Consider the following 24380-nt stretch of genomic DNA (forward strand, 5'->3'; position numbering starts at 1 on the left):
TGACATTGCGCCTACAGGCAAAAACGGCATAAGGAGCCTTATGGAAATTATCTCGCCGCCGCACCGTCGCCGGGGCCGTCGCGGCGCGGCTCCGCCCGGACTGCCGCGGCTCTTGCCGCACCGGCCGATCGGCGGGAGGATGGGTGCGGACCCGACCGCGCGGGGGCGAGTGCTTTCCATGACGACACCTCTCTTCGGCCGCACCCTGCGGCGGCTGCGCGTCCTGCGCGGCATGAAGCAGGCGCATCTGGCGGACCTGCTCGGCGTCACCCAGGCCACCGTCTCGCGCTGGGAGCGCGGCGACCTCGCCATGACGCCGGCCCAGGCCGCGGCGGCGGAACGGCGGCTGGTGAGCGCGCCGGATCCGGCGCAGGACGCGGCGCTCAGGCGGCTGGTCGAAAGCTCCGGCCTCAAGGTCCATCTGATCTGCGACCGCACGCACCGGCTGCTCGCCGCGTCGCCGGCCCGGCGGGCGGAATGGCGCGGCGATCCCGCCGATTTCCTCGGCCGCTCGCTGCTGCTCTTTGCCACGCCGGAGATCCTGGCCGAGGAGGAGCGGCTCGACGCGCTCGGCTGGCGCGACGGCCGTCTCGCCTCCCTGGCGGTGGAGACCGGCAGCAACGGCGACGCGCTGCTGCCGATCCGGCCGGGCCGGGCGCTGTGGGAACGGCTGCCGCTCGCCGACGGCAGCCCCGCCCGGCTGGTCACCACCCTGTCCTAGCCGGTCGCACCGCCCCTTGCGCATATCTTATGCGTGGCCGGCGCCGCGGCTCCGCCGCTAGCCTCCCCGGCACGAACGCCGTTCCGCACAGGGAGACGACCAGCGATGAGCATTCTCGTGACCGGCAGCGCCGGCCATCTCGGCGAGGCCCTGATGCGCCGGCTGCGCGCCGACGGGCAGGCGGCGGCGGGGCTCGACCTCAAGCCGTCGCCCTTCACCGACCATGTCGGCTCGATCGGCGACCGCGCCGTCGTCCGCCGCAGCCTGGACGGCGTCGCGACGGTCCTGCACGCCGCCACCCTGCACAAGCCGCATGTCGACACCCACAGCTATGGGCAGTTCCTCGACACCAACCTGGCCGGCACGCTGACCCTGCTGGAGGAAGCGGCGGCGGCCGGCGTCCGCTCCGTCGTCTTCACCAGCACCACCAGCGCCTTCGGCCTCGCCCTCAGCCCGGCCGAGGGCGAGCCCGCCGCCTGGATCACCGAGGAGGTGACGCCGGTGCCCAAGAACATCTACGGCGTCACCAAGGTCGCGGCGGAGAGCCTGTGCGAGCTGTTCGCCCGCCGGCACGGCCTGCCGGTGATCGTGCTGCGCACCAGCCGCTTCTTCCCCGAGCCCGACGACGATCCCGCCGTGCGCAGCCGTTACGACACGCTGAATGCCCAGGCGAACGAGCTGCTGCACCGCCGCGCCGACCTCGCCGACATCGTGGAGGCGCATCTGCTGGCCGCCGGGCGGGCCGCGGAGATCGGCTTCGCGCGCTACATCGTCTCCGCCACCAGCCCCTTCACCCGCGACGACCTCGCGGAGCTGCGCCGCGACGCCGCCGCGGTGGTCCGCCGCCTCTTCCCGGACGCCGAAGCCCTCTACCGCGCCCGCGGCTGGCGGCTGTTCCCCGGCGTCGACCGCGTCTACGTCAATGACCGGGCGCGGCGGGATCTCGGATGGCGGCCACGCTACGATTTCCGCCACATGCTCGACTGCCTCGCCGCCGGGACGGAGTTCCGCAGCCCGCTCGCCCTGGCGGTCGGCAGCAAGGGCTACCATGACGGGACCCGCTAGCCGGCCGGCCCGCGGGCATCGGCTCACGTCATCGCGAAGACGCCGCGGATCGCCCGCACGAGATCCGCGCCGGCCACCGGCTTGGTCAGCAGCGCCATGACGCCGGGCTCGCTGCCCTGAAGCTCGCGCAGGCCGCCCGGCGGCGGCGAACCGGTGACCACCACGACCGGCAGGCAGGGCCACTCCCGGCGCAGGCTGCGGATCATCCGTCCGCCGTCGAGCTGCGGCATGTTCAGGTCGGTCACCACGACGTCGAACGGGGCGCGTTCGAACGCCTCCAGCCCCTCGCGCCCGTTGCCGACGCAGGTCACGCGATAGCCCGCCTGCTCGCAGACGGCCGCCAGGGCCATCGCGCTCACCGCCTCGTCCTCGACCAGCAGAACCCGCAGATGATGGGAAACGATCATTCAAACCCGATCCGGCAACCGGGTGCAGCGCACCCTCGCTGCTGCAACATAGCGGGATATGCCGGCGCGCCCCAAACACAGTCGGTGACAAGATGATGACGGATGTGACAGGACATCCGTGCCCTACCCTTCGCTGCGGCCCCGCCCTTCACGGTCACGCTCGTACCGCCTGGCGAGCGGAAAGGCCGGCAGCCAGGACTCGCGGCGGATGGTCCAGCTTTCGTAGGTCGGCACCAGCCGGTCCGGCGCATCCAGGGCGCCGAGATGCAGTTCCACCTCGTCCCCGGACCGTGCGAACACGGACGAGCCGCAGTCGGGACAGAAGAACCGCCCGGCATAGCCGCGCGGCTCCCCCTCGATCGTCACCGCATCCTCGGGGAACACGGCGGCGGCATAGAACAGGGCGCCATGATGCTTGCGGCAGTCGAGGCAGTGGCAAATCCCGACCCGGTATGGCAGCCCCGTCGCCACGACCCGGATTTTGCCGCACAGGCAGCCGCCGGTGAAGCGGTCCATGCCGCACCTCCTCCCCGCTCAGATCCTCCTGTTGTTTAGATTCAATACCATCACCCTTGCAACCCATTACGTGGAGGAAGGCGGCCAGCCCGCTCAGAAGGACAGCAGCGTCGGCTTGCGGTCCTGCAGGATGTCGGTCATCCGGATCTCGACGGCGGCGCGGCTCTGCGGGTGGGTCAGGATGTAGAAGCGCTCCTCCGCCACCGCCTCGAACACGGAGTCGGCCACCTGCTCCGGCGTGATGCCGGCCTCCACCGCCTTCAGGATGGCGAGGCCGGCCTTCTGCGACACCCCGCTCAGCGTCGCCGGGTCGACGCGGTCGGCCTCGGCGCGGTGGCGGCTCGAGTCCGCGATGCGCGTCTTCACCCAGGAGGGGCAGAGCACCGACACGCCGATCGGCGCGCCGCGCAGCGTCAGGTCGTGGTGCAGCCCTTCCGATACCGTGACGACGGCGAACTTGCTGGCGTTGTAGGCGGCCAGCGCCGGCACCGACAGCAGCCCGGCAATCGAGGCGGTGTTGACGATGTGGCCCGGCTGCCCGCCCTCCAGCATGCGCGGCACGAAGGCGCGCAGCCCGTTGGTGACGCCGTGGAAGTTCACCCCCATCACCCAGTCCCAGTCCCTGGGCGTCGTCTCCCACACGCTCTTGGCGACCGCCACCCCGGCATTGTTGACCAGCAGATGGACGGCGCCGAAGCGGGCGAAGGCGGCGTCGGCCAGCGCGTCGACCGCCTGCGGGTCGGACACGTCGGTGCGCAGCGCCAGGCAGGCCGTCCCCGCCGCCGCCATCTCGCCGGCCAGCGCGTCCAGCCCGCCCTGGTCGATGTCGGCGAGGACGAGGCTCATCCCCTCCCCCGCCGCCCTGCGGGCGATGGCCCGGCCGATGCCCTCGGCGGCGCCGGTGATCACGGCGACCTTGCCGGACAGCTCCTTCATGGCACTTCCTCCCCTTCCGGTTCTTTTGCGTCGCGTCAGGCGATCAGATAGCCGCCGTCCACATTCAGGCAGGCGCCGGTGGTGTAGCTCGCGGCGTCCGACGCCAGATACAGGATGGCGCCGGCCATCTCGTCGGGCCGGGCGACCCGCTTCATCGGGACATGGGCCAGCACGGTGTCCAGCACCGCCTTGTTCTTCACCAGCGCCGCGGCGAACTTCGTGTCGGTCGCCCCCGGCAGCAGGGCGTTCACCCGGATGCCGTCGGGCGCGCATTCCTTGGCGAAGGCCTTGGTCATCGAGAGGACCGCCGCCTTGGTGATCGAATAGATGCCCTGGTGGAGCGCCGGGATCTCGCCGTTGACCGAGGCGACGTTGACGATGGCGCCGCCGCGCCCGCCGCGGGCCATCAGCCGGGCGCCGCCCGCCGACATGAAGAAATAGCCGCGGATGTTCACGTCCACCGTCTTCTGGAAGGCGGCGGGGTCGGTGTCGACGATCGGCCCGTAATGCGGGTTGGTCGCCGCGTTGTTCACCAGGATGTCCAGCCGCCCGTGCCGGTCGGCGATGGCGGCGAAGACGGCGTCGATGTCGGCCAGTTCGCCGATGTGGCAGGCGATGGCCTCGGCCGAGCCGCCCTCGGCCCTGATGCTCTCGGCCACCGCCTGGCAGGCGTCCAGCTTGCGGCTGGACACGATGACATGGGCGCCCGACGCCGCCAGCAGCCGGGCCGCGGACTCGCCGATGCCCCGGCTGGCGCCGGTCACCAGCGCGATCTTGCCACTCAGGTCGAAAAGGTCTTTGCGGTCCATGGCGGGTGCGTCCTGTCCTATCGAAGGGTGAGGAGGCCGGCGTCGCAGGCCGCCTCCAGATGGCCGGTGGCGTTGAAGCTGCCGAGGCTGAGCCGCCCGCGGCCGTGCAGCAGCGTGGTCACCCCGGTGTTGGCGATCACCGCGTTGAGGTCGAGCGTCCCGCGGTCCGACAGCCCCAGCACCTGCTGGCAGGCCACCGCGACCGGCCCGCCGGAGGTGAACACCCAGACGCTGCCCGACGGTGCCCGCTCGATCGCGCGGCGCAGCCCGGCGGCGCAGCGCTCGCGAAAGGCCGTCCAGCTCTCGCGGTAGTCGCCGCCGTGGCCGCCGTGGCCGCCGGCGGTCCAGCGCTCCAGGCTCCGCACGAACAGCGCCTGGAAGGCGCGGCGCGGGTCGTCCTGCCCGCGCAGGAAGGCGGCGAGCGCGCCGGGCGCGCGCAGCTCCGGACGCAGGGCGCCCAGCACGTCGAGATGGTCGAACTCGTCGAAGGCGGCATCCTCGACCGTCTCGACCGGCCGTCCCTCCTCCGGCTTCCAGGCGGCGAGGCAGGCCTCGGCGGTCTCGCGGTGGCGGCGCAGGCTGCCGCGCAGGACGAGGTCGGCGTCCTGCCCCGTCCGGCGCAGCCATGCCCCCAGCGCCACCGACTGGCGCATCCCCGTCTCCGACAGCCGGTCGTAATCCTCGGCCAGGAAGCTCGCCTGCCCGTGCCGCACCAGACGGATCCGGCCCATCGGCTCAGCCCGCGGCGGCGATGATGGACCGGCAGCGCCGCTCCAGATAGTTCACCGCCATGCCGAAGCCGGCGAACTGCGGGTTGCGGGTCTTGCCCTCGCTGTAGCGCTGGTAGATCTGCTGGGCGATCACCGCCAGCCGGAACAGGCCGAACACCAGGTAGAAGTCGAACCCCGCCACCGGCAGGCCGGTCCGCTCGCCGTAATAGTCCACCACCTCCCGGCGCGTCAGCATGCCCGGCAGATGGGTCGGCTGCCGCCGCAGGGAGAGGAACTCGCGCTCGTCGCCGGCCTCCACCCAGTAGGCGAGCGCCCCGCCGAGGTCCATCAGCGGATCGCCCAGCGTCGCCATCTCCCAGTCCAGCACCCCGATCACCTCCAGCGGGTCGTCCGGGTCCAGCACGACGTTGTCGAAGCGGAAGTCGTTGTGGATGACCCGGATCGCCACCTCGCCCTCCGGCATCCGCCCGCCGATCCAGGCCATCACCTCCTCGAAATCGGCGACGTCCGCCGTCCTGGCGCGGCGGTAGCGCTCCTGCCAGCCCTCGACCTGCCGCCTGACATAGCCCTCGCCCTTGCCGAGATGGCCGAGCCCGGCGGCGGCGGGGTCGATGCGGTGCAGCTCGATCAGCTTGTCCACGACGGTGAGGCAGAGCCGCCGCGTCTCCTCCGGCGTCAGGTCCAGGCCGGGCGGCAGGTCGCGGCGCGGGATGATGCCGGCGATCCGCTCCATCACGTAGAAGGCGCAGCCCAGCACCGCCGGGTCCTCGCACACCGCCACCACGGCCGGCACATAGGGGTAGACCGGCTTCAGCGAGCGCATCACCCCCGCCTCGCGCAGCATGTCGTGGGCGCTGCCGCCGCGGGCGCCGAAGGGCGGGCGGCGCAGGATCAGGTCGCGGCCGGGATAGCGCAGCCCGTAGGTCAGGTTGGAGGCGCCGCCGGCGAACTGCCCGACCTCCGGCGTGCCGGACAGGCCGGGCACCGCCCCCTTCAGGAAGCCGTCCACCGCGGCGACGTCCAGCTCCTCCCCGGCGCGCACCGGCCCTGCCCTGTCGATCGCCGTCGCATCGATCCGTCCCATGCGTCCCGCTCCTCCCCGTCGTTCTTTCGTTGCTTCGCGTCCCGTCGGCCCGCCTCAGCCCTTCCCCAGCCCCAGCCGGGCGGCGTAGGGCTTCAGCGCCAGCTTGGCGATGGAGGCGCGGTGGACCTCGTCCGGCCCGTCGGCGATGCGCAGGACGCGGGCGTTGGCGAACAGCTCGGTCAGCGGGACATCGTCGCTGACGCCGGCGCCGCCATGCATCTGGATCGCCTGGTCGACCACCATCTGGGCGACCGAGGGCGCCACCACCTTGATCTGCGAGATCTCGCTCATCGCCCCCTTGACCCCGACCGTGTCCATCATCCAGGCCGCCTTCAGGGTCAGCAGCCGCGCCTGGTCGATCGCCATGCGGGCGTTGGCGATGATGTCGCCGTTGCCGCCCAGCGCCGCCAGCGGCTTGCCGAAGGCGGTGCGCGTCAGCGACCGCTCGCACATCAGGTCGAAGGCGCGCTCCGCCACGCCGATGGCGCGCATGCAGTGGTGGATGCGCCCCGGCCCCAGCCGCCCCTGCGCGATCTCGAAGCCGCGGCCCGGCCCGGCGATCACGTTCGACACCGGCACCCGCACGTCGGTGAAGCTCACCTCGCCATGGCCGTGCGGCGGGTGCAGCGCGCCGAACACCGGCAGCATCCGCTCGATGACCACGCCCGGCGTGTCGAGCGGCACGATCACCATCGAATGGCGCTGGTGCTTGGGCGCCTGCGGATCGGTCAGCCCCATGAAGATGACGAAGCGGCAGTCGGGGTGGCCGATGCCGGTGCTCCACCATTTGCGGCCGTTCAGCACCATCTCGTCGCCGTCCACCACGGCGGTCGCCCGCATGTTGGTCGCGTCGGAGGAGGCGACCTCCGGCTCCGTCATGCAGAAGGCGGAGCGGATGCGCCCCTCCAGCAGCGGCAGCAGCCAGCGCTCCTTCTGCGCGGCGGAGCCGTACTTGACCAGCACCTCCATGTTGCCGGTGTCCGGGGCGTTGCAGTTGAACACCTCCGGCGCGATGGGCGAGCGGCCCATGATCTCGGCCAGCGGAGCGTATTCGACGTTGGACAGGCCGGCGCCATGCTCCGGCTCCGGCAGGAACAGGTTCCACAGCCCGGCCGCCCGCGCGCGCCCCTTCAGCTCCTCCATCACCGGCGGCACCCGCCAGGGCCGGTCGCCGCGGTCGAGCTGGGCGGCATAGACCGCCTCGGCCGGATAGACATGCTCGGCCATGAAGGCGTTCAGGCGCTCGATGAACTCCCTGGCCCGGGCGGAATGTTCGAAATTCATGACGGTGCCCCTTCCTCGCGGGCGTTTGCCTTGCACCGACTCTAGCCGCGTGGAAAAATGAATCAAATGATGAGTCTTCATGCAGTACTATAAACGCCATGCATGTCAGCCGGCTCGACCTGAACCTCTTCGTCGTCCTCGACGCGATCTATGCCGAGGGCAACATCACCCGCGCGGCGCGCAGCCTGAACCTGACGCAGCCGGCGCTCAGCCATGCGCTCGGCCGGCTGCGCGCGGTGTTCGACGACCCGCTGTTCGTCCGCCAGGGCAGCGTCATGATGCCGACGCCGCTGACCCGCTCGCTGATCGGGCCGGTGCAGCAGGCGTTGAGGACGCTCAGCACCTCGGTGCAGCAGTGCCGCGACTTCGACCCGGCCGCCACCCGGCGCAGCTTCACCATCGGCGTGCGCGACGTTCTCGAATCCAAGCTGCTGCCGCCGCTGATCGGCGCGCTGAGGACGGCCGCCCCGCTGATCGACCTGTCCTCCGTCCGCGCCGACCGGCGGGAGCTGGAATCGGAACTCGCCGCCGGCTCGCTCGACATGGCGGTGGACGTGCTGCTGACCCTGTCCGGCGGGGTGCGGCGCGCCCGGCTGCTCAGCGACCGGCTGGTGGTGGTCGCCCGCGACGGGCACCCCGCGCTCGACGGTCCTCCCGACCTGGAAACCTATCTGGCGCAGAGCCACATCCTGGTGTCGTCGCGCCGCAAGGGCATGGGGCTGGAGGACGTGGAGCTCGCCCGCATCGGCCGCCACCGCCGCATCGCCCTGCGCTGCCAGCATTATTACGCCGCCTGCCGGGTGGTGGCGGACAGCGACCTGCTGCTGACGATGCCCGAGCATTACGCCCACTCGGCCAACCGCAACCTGCCCAACCGCGTCTTCCCCGTCCCCTTCGACACGCCGCCGCTCGACGTATACCTTTACTGGCACGAGACGGCGGACCACGACCCGGCCAACCGCTGGCTGCGCGACCTTCTGCTGACCCTGTTCGCCGCCCCCGCTTCCCCGTGACCCCCAGCCGACAGGACGACCCGATGCCCAGCGAGACGCCCGCCGACCTGCTGCGCCGCCATCCCGGCGCCATCATCCAGCCCTTCAAGGGCGTCTGGCCGCGCATCGCCGAAGACGCCTACGTCGCCCCCGGCGCCGTGGTGGTCGGCGACGTGGAGATCGCGGCGGAGGCCAGCGTCTGGTACGGCTGCGTGCTGCGCGGCGACGACCATTTCATCCGCGTCGGGCCGCGCAGCAACATCCAGGACGGCACCGTCATCCACGTCATGCTCGACGCCCATCCGACGATCATCGGCGCCGACGTGGTGGTCGGCCACGGTGTCCGCATGCACGGCTGCACGGTGGAGGACGGGGCGCTCGTCGGGATCGGCGCCGTGGTGCTGGACGGCGCGGTGATCGAAGGCGGCGCCATGCTCGCCGCCGGGGCGGTGCTCACCCCGCGCAAGCGCATTCCCGCGGGTCAGCTCTGGGCCGGCAGCCCGGCCAAGATGATGCGCGAGGTGACGGCGCAGGAGCGAGAGTTCATCGCCTTCGACATCCGCCACTATGCCGGCCTCGCCCGCGCCCACCGCGACGCGGCGCGGGAGGTCGCGGCCCTGTAGGGCGCCGGCGGACGGCGGCGCGCTCTTGCGCCGTCACACCATTCAGCCCGATACCATGCCGGCATCGGCATCGGCATCGGCATAGGCGCCGGCGATGCCGCACACCTCGTCCCAGCGCTCGACCAGGACCTGCACGCAGTCGGGGTCGAAGTGGCTGCCGCTGTGCTCGACGATGTGGCGGCGCGCCGTCGCCAGCGGCCAGGCGGGCTTGTAGGGGCGGACGCTGGTCAGCGCGTCGAACACGTCGGCGAGCGCCGTGATCCGTCCGACCAGCGGAATCTCCGTCCCCGCCAGCCCCTGCGGATAGCCGGAGCCGTCGAACTGCTCGTGATGGGTCAGCGCGATCTCCGCCGCCACGGTCAGCAGCGGCGACGAGCTGCCGGCCAGGATCTCATAGCCGTAGACGGTGTGCTGCCGCATCACCGCCACCTCCTCCTGCGTCAGCGGGCCGGGCTTCAGCAGGACGCTGTCGGGGATGCCGATCTTGCCGACGTCGTGCATCGGCGCCGCGGCGTGGATCAGCCGGACCTCGCCGGCCGGCCGGCCGATCCCCTCGGCGATCAGGCGGGAATAGCTCGCCATGCGGGCCAGATGGTTGCCGGTTTCCGGATCGCGGTGCTCGGCGGCGCGGGACAGGCACAGGATGGTGTCGCGCTCCAGATCCTCCACGGCGCGCGTCGCGTCGTGCACGCGCAGCCTGAACAGCCTGCGCAGCCGCGTCAGGAAATCGCCGGTGTCGATCGTCATGCCGTTCCTCCATCGCTGTCCGCGGGGTCCGGCGCGGTCTCAGGGGGCCGGCGGGCTGCCGCCGAGCCGGCCGGGCAGCGCGATGCGCGCGCCGTGCGGCGTCAGGGTCAGCGTGATCCCCATGCGGCGCAGGAACTCCATCGCCGCCGTCCGCTGCGCCCCCTCCGTCAGGGCGACGGCCAGCAGATGCTCGCGCAGCACCCAGCGCCGGCGGTCGGTCCGCGCCCGGACATAGAGGTCGTAGAGATGGATCGCCGAGCGGCGGCGCCTGGAGGGCTGGGCGGATGACCGGGGCCGGTCGGTTTTCCCGTCCGAAGGAAGCGTCCTGGTGGTGGCCATGGCCGGCAGCGCCCCTGCGCGAAGCTGGTGGAAATGACCTCAAGAGTCTTGCGGAGAAACGGGGGGCCGGCCAGCCGCCGCGACGGATGACACCCCGGAGGCGGAGACGGCCCTCCCCCGCCGCGTTCCGTCGGGCCATCGGCCTAGGACCGGTGGCGGATCGGGCCGGAACAGCCCTTACCGCCGGTTGACGAGTCGCCGGCCCCCACCGCTTTTCCGGCGCGCCATCCCTCGAAAGTATCGGTTGGCACCCGATACCATCATACCATAGTGTGCATGACTGTTTCGCGGCAACGGCTGCCGAAAATTGTTTCGGTATTGAAATTGACCTTTATTTCCGGCGATCTCCATATTATCCAGCGGGACCGGCAGAGCTGACGCCGTATCCCGCCGGGTAATATTGATGCCACCCCTATGCCGGATTGTTTCTCTCGGCTATCGTTGCGGATAATCCCTTGCCCGCTCCCCGACCATCCGCCGCGTGAACGCCAGGACCCCGCCCGATCATGCCGTTGACGTACCGGCTTTTCATCCTGGCCCTGGTCGCGATCCTGCCGGCTCTGGCCGCCATCGCCTACAACGAGCATGACCTGCGCGTAACGCGCGAGGCCGAGACGCGCGAGCAGGCGATCGCCGCCGCGCGGCTCGCCGCCTACGAGATCGACCGCATCGTCCTCGGGCTGGAGCAGCTCTACATCGCCATCGGTCAGACCGAGGGGGTGCAGCGGCTCGACGGGCCGGCCTGTTCCGGCTATCTCGCCGCCCTCGTGCCGCAGGAACCGCATCTGCTGCGCATCGGCATCCTCGACGGCGACGGCCGCTTGCGCTGCGCCAGTGCCGGGGAGGGCGGCGACTTCGACTATGGCGACCGTTCCTACCTGCGCGACGCGCTGGGCGGCCGGTCGCTGGTGGTCGGCCATTATGCGGTGGACCGGCCGACCGGCCAGCCGACCCTGCCCGTCGCCATGCCGCTGACGCTCGCCGGCGGCGCGCGGGCGGTGATCGTCGGGGCCATCAACCTCTCCTGGTTCGGCGCCCGCATCGCCGAGCGCGGCATCCCGGACGGCGGCGCCCTGACCATCGCCGACAGCCGGGGCACGATCATCGCCCGCAACCCCCTGCCGGAGCAGTTCGTCGGCACCCGCATTCCCGAGCCCTTCCTGCGGCTGGTCCGGGCGGACCGGCCGGGGGCGGAGGTCGTGCTGAGCCAGGACGGCACGCGCCGCATCCTCGGCTATTTCCCGCCGGCCATCCCGCCCGGCCGCGGCTTCTACGTCAGCGCCGGCCTGTCGGAGGAGCAGGCGGCCGCTCCGATCAGCCGCGCCTTCCAGCGCGGGCTGGCGCTGGCGATGCTCGGGGTGATCGTCGCGGTCGCCTCGGCCTGGGCGGCCGGCCATTACTTCGTCCGGCGGCCGGTCACCCGCATCCTGCGCACCATCGACGCCTGGCGCGGCGGCGACGGCAAGGCGCGCACCGGCATGGTCCGCCAGGGCGACGAGCTGGCGGCCATCGGGGCGGAGATCGACCAGCTCATGGACGAGGTGGCCGCGCGCCAGCACCACCAGCAGCTCCTCATCAACGAGCTGAACCACCGCGTGAAGAACACGCTGGCCACCGTGCAGGCGATCGCGCTGCTGACCCTGAAGGACGACGTGCCGGTGGCCGATTCGCGCGAGGCCTTCCAGTCGCGGCTCGTGGCACTGGCGCAGACCCACGACGTGCTGACGCGGGAGAACTGGCAGCAGGCCGACCTCGCCACGGTGGTGGAGCAGACGGTGGCCCCCTATGTCCGGCCGGGCGCCAACCAGTTCCAGCTCGGCGGGCCGGCGGTGGCGATGCCGCCGCGCATGGCGCTCGCCCTGTCCATGGCGATCCACGAGCTGTGCACCAACGCCGCCAAGTACGGCGCCCTGTCCTGCGCCGAGGGCACCGTCACCGTCGCCTGGACGGCGGAGGAGACGCAGGACGGCACGCTGCTGCGCCTGGACTGGCGGGAGGCTGGCGGCCCGCCGGTGATGCCGCCCGTGCGCACCGGCTTCGGCACCCGCCTGATCAGCCGCCAGCTCGCCAGGGAGCTGAACGGCACGGTCGACCTCGACTTCGCGCCGGCCGGCCTCGCCTGCCGCGTCGCCTGCCTGCTCCCGGCGGACTTCGCGCTGGAGGCCGGCCCGCTCCTGCCGGCGGGTGCGGGCTAGGGTCCGCTCACGCCGGCTCGCGTTCGCGCAGGGCGTCGATGGTGGCGCGCAGCAGATCGCCCAGCCCGGCGGCCAGCCGCCGCGCCTCCGCCGGTTCCGCCGTCTCGATGGTCAGGGCGAAGTCGCCGAGCCGCGCCGCCCCGGCGTTCCACGCCACGCCCTTCAGCGTGTGGGCCGGCAGCCGGTGGTCCTCGCCGGCATCCAGCGCCCGGATCAGGGCGTCGACCTGCTCCTGCGCCGCCACCTCCAGGAAGCGCACCGTCTCGCCCCAGCGGGCCGGCCCCAGCGCCCCCTCCAGCATGCGCACCTGCTCCTCGTCCAGCAGGCCGGCCAGCCGGCCGGAGGACGGCAGATGCACCCGGCTGCGCGTCGCCTCCATCACCGAGGTCATCTCGGCGAACAGCACCGCCGGGCGCACCGGCTTCGGCACATAGCCGTCCATGCCGGCCGCCGCGCAGTCCGGCCGCGCCGTGCCGGAGGCCTGCGCCGTCAGCGCGATCACCGGGACGAGGCCGGCGGGCGGCGGCAGCGCGCGGATGCGCCGCGTCGCCGCCATGCCGTCCAGCACCGGCATCTGGATGTCCATCAGGATCAGGTCGAACCCGCCGGAGGCGGCCAGCCGCACGGCCTCCTCGCCGTCGGCCGCCGTCACCACCGTGTGGCCGGACCGCTCCAGCAGCATCCGCACGATGTCGCGGTTGATGGCGTTGTCGTCCACCGCCAGCACCCGCATCGGCGGCAGCGCATGCGTCCCCGCGGCGGCCTCCGTCTCCTCCGTGCGCAGCAGGGCCGGGTCGCCCTCCCCGCAGGCGATGGTGAAGCGGAAGACGCTGCCGCGGCCGGGGGCGCTGTCCACCGTGATGTCGCCGCCCAGCAGCAGGCACAGCTCGCGGCAGATCGCCAGCCCCAGCCCGGTGCCGCCGAAGCGCCGGGTGATCGATCCGTCGGCCTGGGTGAAGCGGTCGAACAGGCTGGGCAGCACCTCGGGGTTGATGCCGATCCCGGTATCCTCCACCTCGAAGTCCAGCAGGAACCGCCCGTCCTCCAGGTCCCGGCCGCGCCGGCCGCGGATCGCCACATGGCCGGCCTCGGTGAACTTGATGGCGTTGCCGATCAGGTTGAACAGGATCTGGCGCAGCCGCGCCCCGTCGGTCACCACCGCGTCCGGCGTGCGCGGCAGCAGCCGCCAGGACAGGCGCAGCCCCTTCTCCTCCGCCCGCGGGCGCAGCACCTGCACCACCGCCTCCAGCAGCGCCGCGGGAGAGACCGTGGCCGTCTCCACCGTCACCCGTCCGGCCTCCAGCTTGGAGAAGTCGAGGATGTCGTCCAGCAGGCCCAGCAGCCCCTCCGCCGACTGCCGGGCGATGTCCGCCAGCCGCTTCTGCTCCGGCTCCAGCGGCTCGGCGCCCAGCAGGGTCACCGTCCCCAGCACCCCGTTCATCGGCGTGCGGATCTCGTGGCTGATGGTCGCCAGGAACTCGCTCTTCATGCGGCTGGCATGCTCGGCGCTGTCGCGGGCGCGCCGCAGCTCCGCCTCGATCTGCTTGCTGGCGGAGATGTCGCGGACGATCCCGATGAAGAACTCGTCGCCGCCGCTGCGCCAGTTGGACAGCGCGATCTCCACCGGCAGCAGCGTCCCGTCGGCGCAGCGCGCGGTCAGCTCCCGCAGCGTCCCGACCGGCGTCTTCCGGCCGCTCCGGCGATAGGCGCGGTAATAGCCGGGATGCTCCGCGGCATAGGGCTCCGGCATCAGCATGGCGATGTTGTTGCCGCAGACCTCCACCTCGCTCCAGCCGAACAGCCGCTCCGCCGCGGGGTTGAAGCCGACGACGGTGCCCTCGGCGTCCGTCACGATGATCGGCTGGCCGACCGCCTTGAACATCGCGCGGTAGCGCCGCTCGCTCGCCGCCAGGGCGCGTTCCGCCCGCCGGCGGTCGGTGATGTCGGAGCCCGATCCGCGATAGCCCTGGAACTGCCCCTGCGGATCGAAGACCGGCGTGCCGCTGACCGACCAGATCCGCCGCTCGCCCTCCGGGGTCTCCACCGCATACTCGAAGCCGCGGAAGGGCTCGTGCCGGTCCAGCGTCTCCTGGTGGCGGCGCCAGTGCTCCTCGTCGCCGGGCTCGCGCAGCGCCACCTCGTCGCGGCGGCGGCCGACGATGCGGTCGCCGATGCCGGACGGCCCCTGCGGCCCGCCGGAATAGCCGGTGAAGCGCAGGTCCGGCCCCATCTCCCAGAACCAGTCCGACGCCGTCTCCACGATGTCGCGCAGCCGCTGCTCGCTGCCGCTCAGCCGCTCGGCCGTCTCGGCCAGCGCCGCGGCGACGCGCGCCTGCCGCCGCGCCTGCCAGGAGACCAGCAGAGCCACCACCAGCAGCAGCCCGCTGACCGCCCCGGCGCCGCTCAGGTAGGTCTGCCGGCGCGCCCGCACGTCGGCCAGGAACTCCGCCTCCTCGAAGCCGGCCAGCACGATCAGCGGATAGCCCGGCACCTCGCGGAACCCCAGCAGCCGCGTCACCCCGTCGATGGTGCTGACGCTGCGCTGGAATCCCTCCGGCGCGGCGGTCGCGGCGGCGAAGACGGGGGAGCCGGACAGGTCCTGCCCGATGATCGTCTCATCCATCACCGAGCGGGCGCGCAGGATGCCGTCGCGCCCCAGGATGGTGACGACGCCGCGCCTGCCCACCTCCAGGTCGTCGAAGGTCCGGCTGAAATAGAAGGGGTCGAGCGAGATGACGATCATCCCGGCGAACCGCCCGTCCGGCCCGTCGATGCGGCGGCTGAGCTGGATCGACCATTTGCCCGACGCCCGGCCGTAGACCGGCCGGCTGATGAACAGCCCCTGGACCCTGCCCTCCTTGTGGACGCGGAAATGCTCGCGGTCGGCCAGGTTCACCCGCGGCGGCGGCCCGTCGACGCTGGTCTGCACGAGGTCGCCCTTCTCGTCGGTGTAGGCGAGCTGCAGCAGAAGCTCCGACCCCTCCACCGCGTTGCGCAGCACGGCGCCCAGGTCCGGATTGTTGAAGCCGAAGCGGCCGAGGTCGAAGGCCAGGAACGCCAGGATCTGGTCGGCGCCGGAGATGGCGCGGACGGTCTGCTCGGCGATCGAGCGGGTCAGGTTCGCGGTGTCGCGCCGCGCCCGCTCCATCGCCTCCTTGCCCTCGCGGTCGCTCAGCGCCAGGGCGGCCGCCCACACCGCGACCGCCAGGATGATCCCGCCGATCCACACCGAAACGGCAAGGCGAAGGGCCGGACTGCCCGCCGCATCGCTCGGCCCGCCGCCTTGGCCCGGCTTCTCTCCCGCAGACCAGATCATCCAACCGCCCCCGCCCGACCGAAACACCAGCTCCGCGTGTCGGGCGGCAATCTTCGGCAAGAGCAGACTGCATCGCCGCACCAACAGTTCGGTCAATATACCGGGACGGGTCCTTTCAAAGACTTAACGACACCCGGACTAGGGGTTTTCCCTCATCGCTCCTCCATCACGCGAAGCTCTTGCGCAATTCGCGCTTCAGCAGCTTTCCCGCGGTGTTGCGGGGAAGCTGGTCGAGGAACTCGATCCGCTTGGGCAGCTTGAAGTGCGCCAGATGGCCGCGGCAATGCTCGATCAGCTCCTCCGGCGTCACGCTCCGCCCTTCGCGCAGCACGATGAAGGCGCTGATCGCCTCGATCCATTTCGGATCCGGCAGGGCCACCACCGCCACCTCCGCCACCGCCGGGTGGGTGTAGAGCGCCTCCTCCACCTCGCGGCTGGCGACCAGCACGCCGCCGGTGTTGATGACGTCCTTGATGCGGTCGACGATGTAGAGATAGCCCTCCTCGTCGAGATAGCCGACGTCGCCGGAATGGAACCAGCCGCCGGCGAAGGCCTCCGCCGTCTCCGCCTCCTTGCCCCAATAGCCGGCCATGAGCTGCGGCGAGCGGTGGACGATCTCGCCATGGGTGCCCGGCGGCACGTCGCGCATCTCCGGATCGACCACCCGCGTCTCGACGTTCAGCACCGGCCGCCCCGCCGAGGCCGGGCGCGCCTCGTGCTCCTCCGGGCGCAGCACGGTGGCGAGCGGCCCGATCTCGCTCTGGCCGTAGCAGTTGTAGACGCCGGCGTTCGGCAGGCGCTGCCGCAGTTCCTGCAGCACCGGCACCGGCATGATCGAGGCGCCGTAATAGAGCTTCTGCAGCGACCCCAGCTCGTGCCGGTCGAAGTCGCCGTGGCGCAGCAGCCCCACCCACACCGTCGGCGGCGCGAAGAAGGAGGTGATGCGGTGCCGCTCGATCAGCTCCAGGCAGCGCTTCAGCGCCGGCGCCTGGATCAGCAGCGTCGTCGCGCCGATCAGCAGCTGCGGCATCAGGAAGACGTGCATCTGCGCCGAATGGTAGAGCGGCAGCGCCGCCAGCGACCGGTCGCCGCGCTCGAAGCCGCAGTCGTGGATGGCGCTCTGGTACTCCGCCAGCAGCGCGCCGTGGGTCATCATCGCCCCCTTGGGCGCCGCCGTGGTGCCGGAGGTGTAGAGAAGCTGCGCCACGTCGTCGGCCGACACCTGCGCCGTCACCTCGTCCGGCGCCGTCCCGTCCAGCGCTACCGCCAGGACATCCAGGGCGAGACCGTCCGGCGCCTCCGGCCCGCCGGTCAGGCTGCCGTACAGCTCGACCCGGCCGGTGGCGCGCACGCCCTCCAGGCTGGCGCCGAGGTCGGCGTCGAACAGCACCATCCGGGCGCCCGACTGCCCGACGATGTAGGACAGCTCCTCCCCGGTCAGGGCGTAGTTGACCGGCACATGGATGAATCCGCCGACGGCGCAGCCCAGCCAGGCCACCACATAGGCGTCGGAGTTGCGGCCATAGGCCGCCACCCGGTCGCCCGGCCGCAGACCGAGGTCGGACAGCCGCCGCGCCACCCGGCGGGCGGCGGTGCGCAGCCCGGCGAAGCTCCACTCCCGCCCCTCGCAGGTCAAGGCGGTGCGCGCGCCGTTGCGCCGGGCGGTGCGGTCCAGCGCCGCGCCGATGCTGTTGGTCCGGGTGATGGCGATGCTGTCCATGGCGTGCGTTTCCTCCCCCTGCGTTCCGGTCGTGCTTTTTCGGCTGCCGTCCGCGGTCCCTGCCGGCGGACGCCAACATACCTGTTGGAAGCCATGTTACTTACGGGTAGGATACTCGCGACCGATCGCCTGTTCAACAGTTGGCTGGGCCACCAGAATGGCGGGCCTGGACGGGGAACCGGGCGGCGTGCGAGGACTGGGCGAAGGACCGGATGCAGCAAAGGACTGACCGCGCCATGTCGGACGCCTCCCTCAGCGATTCTCCCTGGAAGCCCACCCCCGACCGCCGGACCGAGCGGGAGGCCAAGCGCATCGCCGTTCTGCGCACCGCCGCCCGCGCCTTCAACGAGATGGGCTACCACACCACCTCGCTCGACGACATCGCGCGGCGGCTCAACGTCACCAAGCCGACCATCTACTACTATGTCCGGAACAAGGAGGAGATCCTGTTCGAATGCGTCCGCATCGGGCTGGAGATGCTGGACGAGGCGTCGAACGAGGTGATGGGCCACGGCGGCAGCGCGCACGAGGAGCTGATCGCCGTGATGCGCCGCTATGTCGAGATCGTCACCATGGATTTCGGCATGTGCGTGATCCGCGTCGGCGAGGAGCCGCTGACCGAGGACAGCCGCCGCACGCTGCGCGGCCTGAAGCGCAGCATCGACCGCAAGTTCCGCGGCCTGATCGAACGCGGCGTGGCGGAGGGCTCCATCGGCCCCTGCGACCCGAAGATCGCCGCCTTCACGCTGGCCGGCGCCCTGAGCTGGATCGCCCGCTGGTACCGGCCGGACGGCGATCTGTCGGTGGAGGAGATCGCCGACGGCTGCATCGCCCTGCTGATGACCGGGCTGGCGGCGGGGACGCCGCCGCGCGCCCGGACGCAGGCCGGCCAGAAACAACCCAACGGGACATCCAGGGGGAGAAGGGGGGAGAATGACCACCGAGAAGAGGACGCCGGATCCGGCGGAGGTTGACCGCGTCGCCGTCATCGGCGCCGGCACCATCGGGGCGGGCTGGACCGCCCTGTTCCTGGCCCGCGGCCTGAGCGTCGCCGTCAGCGATCCCGACCCGGCGGCCGAAAGGGCGGTGCAGCAGTATATCGACCGCGCCTGGCCGGCGCTGGAACGGCTGGGCCTGTCGCCCGGCGCCAGGCGCGACAACTGGTTCTTCCACACCGACCCGGGCGTCGCCGCCCGCGGCGCCCGCTTCGTCCAGGAAAGCGCCCCGGAGCGCGCCGCGGTCAAGCGCGAGATTTACGGGATCCTGGAGGACATCGTCGGCGACGGCGTGGTCATCGCCTCCAGCACCTCCGGCCTGATGATGAGCGACCTGCAGGCCGCCTGCCGCCTGCCCCGGCGCTTCGCGGTCGGCCATCCCTTCAACCCGCCGCACCTCATCCCGCTGGTCGAGGTGGTCGGCGGCGACCGCACGGCGCCCGAGACGCTCGACTGGCTGATGGCCTTCTACCGCCGTGTCGGCAAGCGGCCGATCCGGCTGAACCGCGAGGTGCCCGGCCATCTCGCCAACCGGCTGCAGGCCGCGCTGTGGCGCGAGGCGGTGCATGCCGTCGCCAGCGGCCTCGCCAGCGTCGAGGACGTCGACACCGCCATTTCCGAGGGGCCGGGCCTGCGCTGGGCTCTGATGGGGCCGGCGATGATCTTCAACCTCGCCGGCGGCCCCGGCGGGATGGCCCATTTCCTCGACCACATCGGCCCGTCGATGGAGGGCTGGTGGCGCGATCTCGGCAGCCCGGCGATGACGCCGGAGATCGCCCGCCGGCTGGCCGAAGGGGTCGCGGCGGAGGCGCACGGCCGCACCACCGCCGAGATCGCCGCGGAGCGCGACCGGCTGCTGCTCGCCCTGATCGAGCTGCTGCAGCGCGAGCGCGCCGCCGCTGCTCCAGCCTGAAGAAGGGGCTGGCCGAAAGACCGCCTGACGAAGAAACGAAACCGGAGGGACGATCCATGAAGCGTGCCGACAAGGTCATCATCACCTGCGCCGTCACCGGCTCCATCCACACCCCCACCATGTCGCCGCACCTGCCGGTGACGCCGGACGAGATCACCGCCCAGGCGGTGGCGGCGGCGGAGGCCGGGGCGGCGATGCTGCATCTCCACGCCCGCGATCCGCAGACCGGCAAGCCCAGCCCCTCGCCCGACCTGTTCATGGAGTTCCTGCCGCGCATCAAGCAGCAGACCGGCGCCATCCTGAACATCACCACCGGCGGCGGGCTGGGCATGACGCTGGACGAGCGTCTGGCGGCGGCCAGGCGGGCGCAGCCGGAGGTGGCGTCGATGAACATGGGCTCGATGAACTTCAACATCTCCGGCGCCGCCGCGAAGTTCGACAGCTTCAGGCACGATTGGGAGCGCCCCTATCTGGAGGGCACCAGGGACCTGATCCTCTCCAACACCTTCGCCCAGATCGAGCGGGGGATGCGCGAGCTGGGCGACCTCGGCACCCGCTTCGAGTTCGAGTGCTACGACGTCAGCCACCTCTACAACCTCGCCCATTTCGCCGAGCGCGGCATCGTCGAGCCGCCCTTCTTCATCCAGTGCATCTTCGGCATCCTCGGCGGCATCGGCGCCGACCCGGAGAACCTGATGCACATGCGCACGACGGCCGACCGGCTGTTCGGCAGCGACTACTACCTCTCGGTCCTGGCCGCCGGGCGCCACCAGATGCCCTTCGTGACGATGAGCGCCATCCTCGGCGGCAACGTCCGCGTCGGGCTGGAGGACAGCCTCTATGCCGGCAAGGGCAGGCTCGCCACCTCGAACGCCGAGCAGGTCGCCAGGATCCGCCGCATCCTCGACGAGTTGAGCCTGGAGGTCGCCACGCCCGACGAGGCCCGCGCGATGCTCCGGACCAAGGGCGGCGACAACGTCGCGTTCTGACGGGGGCGCCTTCTGATTGGGGCCGCCTTCCGACGGGGCCGCATGCCGACGCGGCCCCCATCCGCCGGGCACCGAGCCCGATCCATAACCGCGTCAAATCATAATCAAGGAACAGGAGGAAACGCATGAACCGTCTGGTGCTCATGGCCGGAGTCTGTGCCGCCGCCCTCACCGCCGGGGCCGCCCTGGCGCAAACCGCCCCGGCCCAAATCTCCGACGACAAGGTCAAGATCGCCGTGCTCAACGACATGGCCGGCGTCTATGCCGACCCCACCGGCATGGGATCGGTCGAGGCGGTGCGCATGGCGGTGGAGGAGATGGGCGGCAAGGTCGCCGGCAAGCCCGTCGAGGTCATCTTCGCCGACCACCAGAACAAGCCCGACGTCGGCGCCTCGCTCGCCAACAAATGGATCGATACCGAGCAGGTGGACGTGATCGTCGACGTCCCGACCTCGTCGGTGGCGCTGGCGGTGCAGGAGATCACCCGGCAGAAGAACCGCGTCTTCCTGATCTCCGGCGGCGGCGCGGCGCAGCTCACCGGCCCCGCCTGTTCGCCGACCACGGCGCACTGGACCTACGACACCTACGCGCTGGCCCAGGGCATGGGCACCGCCGGGCCGAAGATGCTGGGCGACAGCTGGTACTTCCTGACGGTGGACTACGCCTTCGGCCATGCGCTGGAACGCGACGTGTCGGAGGTGCTGAAGGCCAACGGCGCCAAGGTCGCCGGCGCGGTGCGCCATCCGCTGAACACCGCCGACTTCTCCTCCTTCCTGCTGCAGGCGCAATCCTCGCAGGCCAAGGTCATCGCGCTCGCCAACGCCGGCGGCGACACCGTCAACTCGATCAAGCAGGCGCAGGAATTCGGCCTGACCCAGGGCGGCCAGACCCTCGCCAGCATGCTGATGTTCCCGACGGACATCCACTCGCTGGGCCTCCAGGCCGCCCAGGGGCTGGTGCTGACCGACGGCTGGAACCCCGACCGCGACGAGGAGAGCCGCGCCTTCGTCAAGGCCTACATGGCCCGCACCGGCCGGATGCCCAGCATGATCCAGGCCGGCAGCTATTCCGCCGTCCGCCACTATCTGAAGGCCATCGCCGCCGCCGGCACCGACGAGGCGAAGGCGGTGATGGCGAAGATGCGCGAGACGCCGGTGAACGACGCCTTCACCAAGGGGGGCACCCTGCGCATCGACGGCCGCATGGTGCACGACATGTATCTGATGCAGGTGAAGACCCCGGCGGAATCCAAGGGTCCCTGGGACTATTACAAGGTGCTGACCACCATCCCCGGCGAGCAGGCCTACCGTCCGCTCGACAAGGGCGGCTGCCCGCTGGCGAAGTAGGAACGGCCCCCGCCCGCCCCTCCCGGACACCGTGCGCCGGGGGAGGCGGGCGGGCACCCCTCTCCCTTACGCCACCACGCCGGCCGAGGCGCGCAGCGTGTCCTCGATCTCGCCGGCGAGCTGGTCGGCGATCGGCCCGACGATGACCTGGACCGAGTTGGCCGAGGGCTTCACCACCCCGCGGGCGCCCAGCCGCTTCAGCTCCGCCTCGTCGATGCGGGCGGCGTCGGCGACGGTCAGGCGCAGGCGCGTCGTGCAGGCCTCCACCGTGCGCAGGTTGCTCCGGCCGCCCATCGCCGCGATGTAGGCGCTGGCGCGGTCCGACGCGGCGGCGGCCGGCGTTCCCGTGGCGGCGGCGGCGGCCGGCGCCTGACCGGCCGGGATCGCCACGTCGTCGCGGCCCAGCGTCTTCAGGTCGAAGCGCTGGATGACGAAGCGGAACAGCCCGTAATAGACCGCGAAATAGACCGCGCCGATCGGCAGCAGCAGGATCGGGTTGGTCGCCTTGCCGTAGTTCAGCACATAGTCGAACAGGCCCGCCGAGAAGCCGAAGCCCAGCTTCACGTTCAGCACGTCCATCAGCACCATCGAGATGCCGGTCAGCACCGCATGGACGGCATAGAGCGCCGGGGCCAGGAACATGAAGGCGAACTCGACCGGCTCGGTCACGCCGGTCAGGAAGGCGGTCAGCGCCATCGACAGCAGCACGCCGCCGACCGCCGCGCGGTTCTCCGGCCTGGCCGTGTGGTACATGGCGAGGCAGGCGGCCGGCAGGCCGAACATCATCACCGGGAAGAAGCCGGCCATGAAGGCGCCGGCCGTCGGGTCGCCCTTGAAGAAGCGGTTCAGGTCGCCCGTCACGCCCTGATAGTCGCCCAGCAGGAACCAGGCGATGTTGTTGATGATGTGGTGCAGGCCGGTGATGATCAGCACGCGGTTCAGCACGCCGTAGAGGAACAGACCCAGCTCGCCCAGCCCCAGCACGCCGGTGGTCAGCCCGGTCAGCCCGGCATCGACGACCGGCCAGCCATAGCCGAACAGCACGGCGATGCCGAGAGCCGCCAGCCCGGTCACGATCGGCACGAAGCGCCGCCCGCCGAAGAAGGCGAGATAGTCCGGCAGCTTGATGTCCTTGTACCGGTTGTAGAGCTGGCCGGCGATGATGCCGATCAGGATGCCGACCGGGATGCTGATGCGGCTCGACATCTTGGCGACCAGCTCGGGCGCCACGCCCGACAGCACCACCGCCCCCTTGACGGCGACGAAATAGCCGACGGCGCCGGCAAGGCCGGCCGCGCCGTGGTTCTCCCGCGCGAAGCCGACGGCGATGCCCACGGCGAACAGCACGCCGAGATTGGAGAAGACCGCGTCACCCGCCGCGGCGATGAAGGCGATGTTCAACAGGTCCGGCTGGCCGAGGCGGAGCAGAAGCCCCGCGATCGGCAGGACCGCGATGGGCAGCATCAGCGCCCGGCCCAGCCTCTGGACGCCCGAGAAACGATCGGTCGACATTCGGACAGCCCCCTCTTCAGGTTATCGGCCGGATCGGCGACCCGGCCGTCTCTCAGGTTCAGTCAGTTCAGCCCTTGCCCGTCCCCTGCCCGGCGCGCTCCAGCGCCCGGCGCAGGTTGCCGCCGGCCTCGTCCAGCAGCCGGTCGATCTCCGTCCCGGCGACGCCGGCCAGCCCCAGCACGGCGCGGCGCACGTCGCCGTGGCGTTCCAGCGCGGCGGCGGCGGTCTCCCCGTCCACCCCGGCGATGCGCGCCACCATGGCGGCGCAGCGGCGGCGCAGCTTGGCGTTCTCCGGCCGGACGTTGATCATCAGATTGTCGTAGACGCTGCCGAGCGCGGTCATCACCCCGGTGGAGAAGAGGTTCAGCACCACCTTCTGCGCCGTCCCCGCGCCCAGCCGGGTGGAGCCGGCGATCACCTCCGGCCCGGTCGGCACCAGGATGGGATGCTCCGCCGCCGCGACCAGCGGGGATCCGGCGCTGCTCGCCACGCCCAGCGTCAGCGCGCCGCGCTGCCGGGCCGCCCGCACCGCCCCCACCGTATAGGCGCTGTTGCCGCTGGCCGAGACGCCGACCACCACGTCGTCGGGTCCGGCGCCGGCCGTCTCCAGGTCGGCGCGTCCGGCCCCCTCGTCGTCCTCCGCCGCGCCGGCCAGCCCGCGCGACAGGTCGAGCCCGCCGGCGATCAGCAGCACCAGCCGCTCCGCCGGCCAGTCGAAGGTCGGGCCGAGGTCCAGCCCGTCCAGCGCCGCCACCATGCCGGACGACCCGGCGCCGACATAGACCAGCCGCCCCGTCCGCCGCGACAGCCGGTCCGCCGCCGCCTCGACCGCCGCCGCCAGGGCGGGCAGCGCCGGCAGGCAGGCGGCGAGCGCGCGGGTCTGTCCCTCCCACAGCGCCGTCAGCAGGTCGGTCGCGGGCCAGCCGTCCAGTCCGCGGAAGCGACGCGCTGCATCCTCCGTGCTGCCAGCCATGCCCGACCCCGTCTCGCTTGACCACCGGTGAGTGGTATTAGATTGGACTGTTCGTGCAGAATACCAAATTCCGGAACCTGCGCAACTGCTATGTGGACGCACCGGCCCCTCTGTTGCCCGCTGGCCTGTTAGTGGTATCATTCCTCCGGTTCCCCCGTCGCGGAGTC

General features: G+C 71.5%; 22 protein-coding genes. 9 read left to right on the plus strand and 13 right to left on the minus strand.

Annotation, left to right across the window (positions count from 1 at the left end; all coding sequences use genetic code 11):
- Window positions 1-178 precede the first annotated feature (178 nt).
- Together DEW08_RS25970 and DEW08_RS25975 are read left to right on the plus strand one after the other, a co-directional pair.
- Window positions 179-721 carry a helix-turn-helix transcriptional regulator gene (locus DEW08_RS25970; RefSeq protein ID WP_109333455.1) on the plus strand — a complete coding sequence of 181 codons (543 nt, stop codon included), beginning with the start codon at window positions 179-181 and terminating at the stop codon, window positions 719-721.
- Window positions 722-826: 105 nt separating this feature from the next.
- A complete protein-coding gene (locus tag DEW08_RS25975) occupies window positions 827-1786 on the plus strand; it encodes an NAD-dependent epimerase/dehydratase family protein (protein WP_109332803.1) in 960 nt (319 codons plus the stop codon).
- A gap of 23 nt (window positions 1787-1809) precedes the next feature.
- On the opposite strand, the gene DEW08_RS25980 is transcribed toward DEW08_RS25975, so the two are convergent.
- From DEW08_RS25980 to DEW08_RS26010, 7 genes are all read right to left on the minus strand, one after another.
- Window positions 1810-2193 carry a response regulator gene (locus DEW08_RS25980; protein WP_109332805.1) on the minus strand — a complete coding sequence of 128 codons (384 nt, stop codon included), beginning with the start codon at window positions 2191-2193 and terminating at the stop codon, window positions 1810-1812.
- Between the two features lie 123 nt (window positions 2194-2316).
- Window positions 2317-2709: a GFA family protein gene (locus tag DEW08_RS25985; protein WP_109332806.1), complete on the minus strand. Its 393-nt coding sequence runs from the start codon at window positions 2707-2709 to the stop codon at window positions 2317-2319.
- A gap of 93 nt (window positions 2710-2802) precedes the next feature.
- Window positions 2803-3645 (minus strand): SDR family NAD(P)-dependent oxidoreductase, encoded by an 843-nt coding sequence (locus DEW08_RS25990; protein ID WP_109332807.1) that lies wholly within the window; start codon window positions 3643-3645, stop codon window positions 2803-2805.
- A gap of 35 nt (window positions 3646-3680) precedes the next feature.
- A complete protein-coding gene (locus DEW08_RS25995; RefSeq protein WP_109332808.1) occupies window positions 3681-4454 on the minus strand; it encodes an SDR family oxidoreductase in 774 nt (257 codons plus the stop codon).
- 17 nt (window positions 4455-4471) lie between these two features.
- Window positions 4472-5185, minus strand: a complete 714-nt coding sequence (locus tag DEW08_RS26000) for a histidine phosphatase family protein (RefSeq protein ID WP_109332809.1) — start codon at window positions 5183-5185, stop codon at window positions 4472-4474.
- A gap of 4 nt (window positions 5186-5189) precedes the next feature.
- A complete protein-coding gene (locus tag DEW08_RS26005; RefSeq protein ID WP_109332810.1) occupies window positions 5190-6269 on the minus strand; it encodes a phosphotransferase family protein in 1080 nt (359 codons plus the stop codon).
- Window positions 6270-6323: 54 nt separating this feature from the next.
- Window positions 6324-7553 (minus strand): acyl-CoA dehydrogenase family protein, encoded by a 1230-nt coding sequence (locus DEW08_RS26010; RefSeq protein WP_109332811.1) that lies wholly within the window; start codon window positions 7551-7553, stop codon window positions 6324-6326.
- A 98-nt stretch (window positions 7554-7651) separates the two neighbouring features.
- Here DEW08_RS26010 and DEW08_RS26015 point away from each other — a divergent pair, with 98 nt between their 5' ends.
- Entirely contained in the window at window positions 7652-8566 is a 915-nt protein-coding gene (locus DEW08_RS26015) for a LysR family transcriptional regulator (RefSeq protein ID WP_109332812.1), read from the plus strand.
- A 23-nt stretch (window positions 8567-8589) separates the two neighbouring features.
- Window positions 8590-9168, plus strand: coding sequence for a gamma carbonic anhydrase family protein (locus DEW08_RS26020; protein WP_109332815.1), 579 nt, complete (start codon window positions 8590-8592; stop codon window positions 9166-9168).
- A gap of 42 nt (window positions 9169-9210) precedes the next feature.
- Here DEW08_RS26020 and DEW08_RS26025 read toward each other — a convergent pair whose 3' ends face one another.
- Window positions 9211-9915, minus strand: coding sequence for an HD-GYP domain-containing protein (locus tag DEW08_RS26025; RefSeq protein ID WP_109332816.1), 705 nt, complete (start codon window positions 9913-9915; stop codon window positions 9211-9213).
- Window positions 9916-9954: 39 nt separating this feature from the next.
- Entirely contained in the window at window positions 9955-10254 is a 300-nt protein-coding gene (locus DEW08_RS26030; protein ID WP_109332820.1) for a hypothetical protein, read from the minus strand.
- 506 nt (window positions 10255-10760) lie between these two features.
- Here DEW08_RS26030 and DEW08_RS26035 point away from each other — a divergent pair.
- Window positions 10761-12449 carry a sensor histidine kinase gene (locus DEW08_RS26035; RefSeq protein WP_109332821.1) on the plus strand — a complete coding sequence of 563 codons (1689 nt, stop codon included), beginning with the start codon at window positions 10761-10763 and terminating at the stop codon, window positions 12447-12449.
- A gap of 7 nt (window positions 12450-12456) precedes the next feature.
- Here the strand turns inward: DEW08_RS26035 and DEW08_RS26040 are convergent, their stop codons facing one another.
- Window positions 12457-15765 (minus strand): PAS domain S-box protein, encoded by a 3309-nt coding sequence (locus DEW08_RS26040; protein WP_109332822.1) that lies wholly within the window; start codon window positions 15763-15765, stop codon window positions 12457-12459.
- 166 nt (window positions 15766-15931) lie between these two features.
- Complete coding sequence (locus tag DEW08_RS26045) at window positions 15932-17485, minus strand: fatty acyl-CoA synthetase (RefSeq protein WP_109332823.1); 1554 nt, start codon at window positions 17483-17485, stop codon at window positions 15932-15934.
- Between the two features lie 236 nt (window positions 17486-17721).
- Here DEW08_RS26045 and DEW08_RS26050 point away from each other — a divergent pair, with 236 nt between their 5' ends.
- The 4 genes from DEW08_RS26050 (at window position 17722) to DEW08_RS26065 (ending at window position 21728) form a co-directional block, all read left to right on the plus strand.
- Complete coding sequence (locus tag DEW08_RS26050) at window positions 17722-18459, plus strand: TetR/AcrR family transcriptional regulator (RefSeq protein ID WP_109332824.1); 738 nt, start codon at window positions 17722-17724, stop codon at window positions 18457-18459.
- Window positions 18419-19393, plus strand: a complete 975-nt coding sequence (locus DEW08_RS26055) for a 3-hydroxyacyl-CoA dehydrogenase NAD-binding domain-containing protein (RefSeq protein ID WP_109332825.1) — start codon at window positions 18419-18421, stop codon at window positions 19391-19393. The genes DEW08_RS26050 and DEW08_RS26055 overlap by 41 nt, the downstream gene beginning before the upstream one ends.
- 56 nt (window positions 19394-19449) lie before the next feature.
- Entirely contained in the window at window positions 19450-20382 is a 933-nt protein-coding gene (gene kce, locus DEW08_RS26060; protein ID WP_109332826.1) for a 3,5-dioxohexanoate:acetyl-CoA acetone transferase, read from the plus strand.
- A gap of 125 nt (window positions 20383-20507) precedes the next feature.
- Window positions 20508-21728: an ABC transporter substrate-binding protein gene (locus tag DEW08_RS26065; RefSeq protein WP_109332827.1), complete on the plus strand. Its 1221-nt coding sequence runs from the start codon at window positions 20508-20510 to the stop codon at window positions 21726-21728.
- A 66-nt stretch (window positions 21729-21794) separates the two neighbouring features.
- On the opposite strand, the gene nagE is transcribed toward DEW08_RS26065, so the two are convergent.
- Both nagE and DEW08_RS26075 read right to left on the minus strand, forming a co-directional pair.
- Entirely contained in the window at window positions 21795-23240 is a 1446-nt protein-coding gene (nagE, locus tag DEW08_RS26070; protein WP_109332828.1) for an N-acetylglucosamine-specific PTS transporter subunit IIBC, read from the minus strand.
- 67 nt (window positions 23241-23307) lie between these two features.
- Window positions 23308-24213, minus strand: coding sequence for an N-acetylmuramic acid 6-phosphate etherase (locus tag DEW08_RS26075; RefSeq protein WP_109332830.1), 906 nt, complete (start codon window positions 24211-24213; stop codon window positions 23308-23310).
- Window positions 24214-24380 lie beyond the last annotated feature (167 nt).

The organism is Azospirillum thermophilum, from assembly GCF_003130795.1.
GTDB classification, from domain to species: Bacteria; Pseudomonadota; Alphaproteobacteria; order Azospirillales; family Azospirillaceae; genus Azospirillum; species Azospirillum thermophilum.

Bases quoted from the DNA above. Each gene is read 5' to 3' on its own strand.
- DEW08_RS26020 (WP_109332815.1), top strand. From the start codon at position 8,590: ATGCCCAGCGAGACGCCCGCCGACCTGCTGCGCCGCCATCCCGGCGCC.
- DEW08_RS26055 (WP_109332825.1), top strand. From the start codon at position 18,419: ATGACCACCGAGAAGAGGACGCCGGATCCGGCGGAGGTTGACCGCGTC.
- DEW08_RS26065 (WP_109332827.1), top strand. From the start codon at position 20,508: ATGAACCGTCTGGTGCTCATGGCCGGAGTCTGTGCCGCCGCCCTCACC.
- DEW08_RS25980 (WP_109332805.1), bottom strand. From the start codon at position 2,193: ATGATCGTTTCCCATCATCTGCGGGTTCTGCTGGTCGAGGACGAGGCG.
- DEW08_RS26050 (WP_109332824.1), top strand. From the start codon at position 17,722: ATGTCGGACGCCTCCCTCAGCGATTCTCCCTGGAAGCCCACCCCCGAC.
- DEW08_RS26030 (WP_109332820.1), bottom strand. From the start codon at position 10,254: ATGGCCACCACCAGGACGCTTCCTTCGGACGGGAAAACCGACCGGCCC.
- DEW08_RS25990 (WP_109332807.1), bottom strand. From the start codon at position 3,645: ATGAAGGAGCTGTCCGGCAAGGTCGCCGTGATCACCGGCGCCGCCGAG.
- DEW08_RS25995 (WP_109332808.1), bottom strand. From the start codon at position 4,454: ATGGACCGCAAAGACCTTTTCGACCTGAGTGGCAAGATCGCGCTGGTG.
- kce (WP_109332826.1), top strand. From the start codon at position 19,450: ATGAAGCGTGCCGACAAGGTCATCATCACCTGCGCCGTCACCGGCTCC.
- DEW08_RS26015 (WP_109332812.1), top strand. From the start codon at position 7,652: ATGCATGTCAGCCGGCTCGACCTGAACCTCTTCGTCGTCCTCGACGCG.
- DEW08_RS26010 (WP_109332811.1), bottom strand. From the start codon at position 7,553: ATGAATTTCGAACATTCCGCCCGGGCCAGGGAGTTCATCGAGCGCCTG.
- DEW08_RS26000 (WP_109332809.1), bottom strand. From the start codon at position 5,185: ATGGGCCGGATCCGTCTGGTGCGGCACGGGCAGGCGAGCTTCCTGGCC.
- DEW08_RS26025 (WP_109332816.1), bottom strand. From the start codon at position 9,915: ATGACGATCGACACCGGCGATTTCCTGACGCGGCTGCGCAGGCTGTTC.
- DEW08_RS26075 (WP_109332830.1), bottom strand. From the start codon at position 24,213: ATGGCTGGCAGCACGGAGGATGCAGCGCGTCGCTTCCGCGGACTGGAC.
- DEW08_RS25975 (WP_109332803.1), top strand. From the start codon at position 827: ATGAGCATTCTCGTGACCGGCAGCGCCGGCCATCTCGGCGAGGCCCTG.
- DEW08_RS26005 (WP_109332810.1), bottom strand. From the start codon at position 6,269: ATGGGACGGATCGATGCGACGGCGATCGACAGGGCAGGGCCGGTGCGC.
- DEW08_RS26045 (WP_109332823.1), bottom strand. From the start codon at position 17,485: ATGGACAGCATCGCCATCACCCGGACCAACAGCATCGGCGCGGCGCTG.
- DEW08_RS26035 (WP_109332821.1), top strand. From the start codon at position 10,761: ATGCCGTTGACGTACCGGCTTTTCATCCTGGCCCTGGTCGCGATCCTG.
- DEW08_RS25970 (WP_109333455.1), top strand. From the start codon at position 179: ATGACGACACCTCTCTTCGGCCGCACCCTGCGGCGGCTGCGCGTCCTG.
- nagE (WP_109332828.1), bottom strand. From the start codon at position 23,240: ATGTCGACCGATCGTTTCTCGGGCGTCCAGAGGCTGGGCCGGGCGCTG.
- DEW08_RS25985 (WP_109332806.1), bottom strand. From the start codon at position 2,709: ATGGACCGCTTCACCGGCGGCTGCCTGTGCGGCAAAATCCGGGTCGTG.
- DEW08_RS26040 (WP_109332822.1), bottom strand. From the start codon at position 15,765: ATGATCTGGTCTGCGGGAGAGAAGCCGGGCCAAGGCGGCGGGCCGAGC.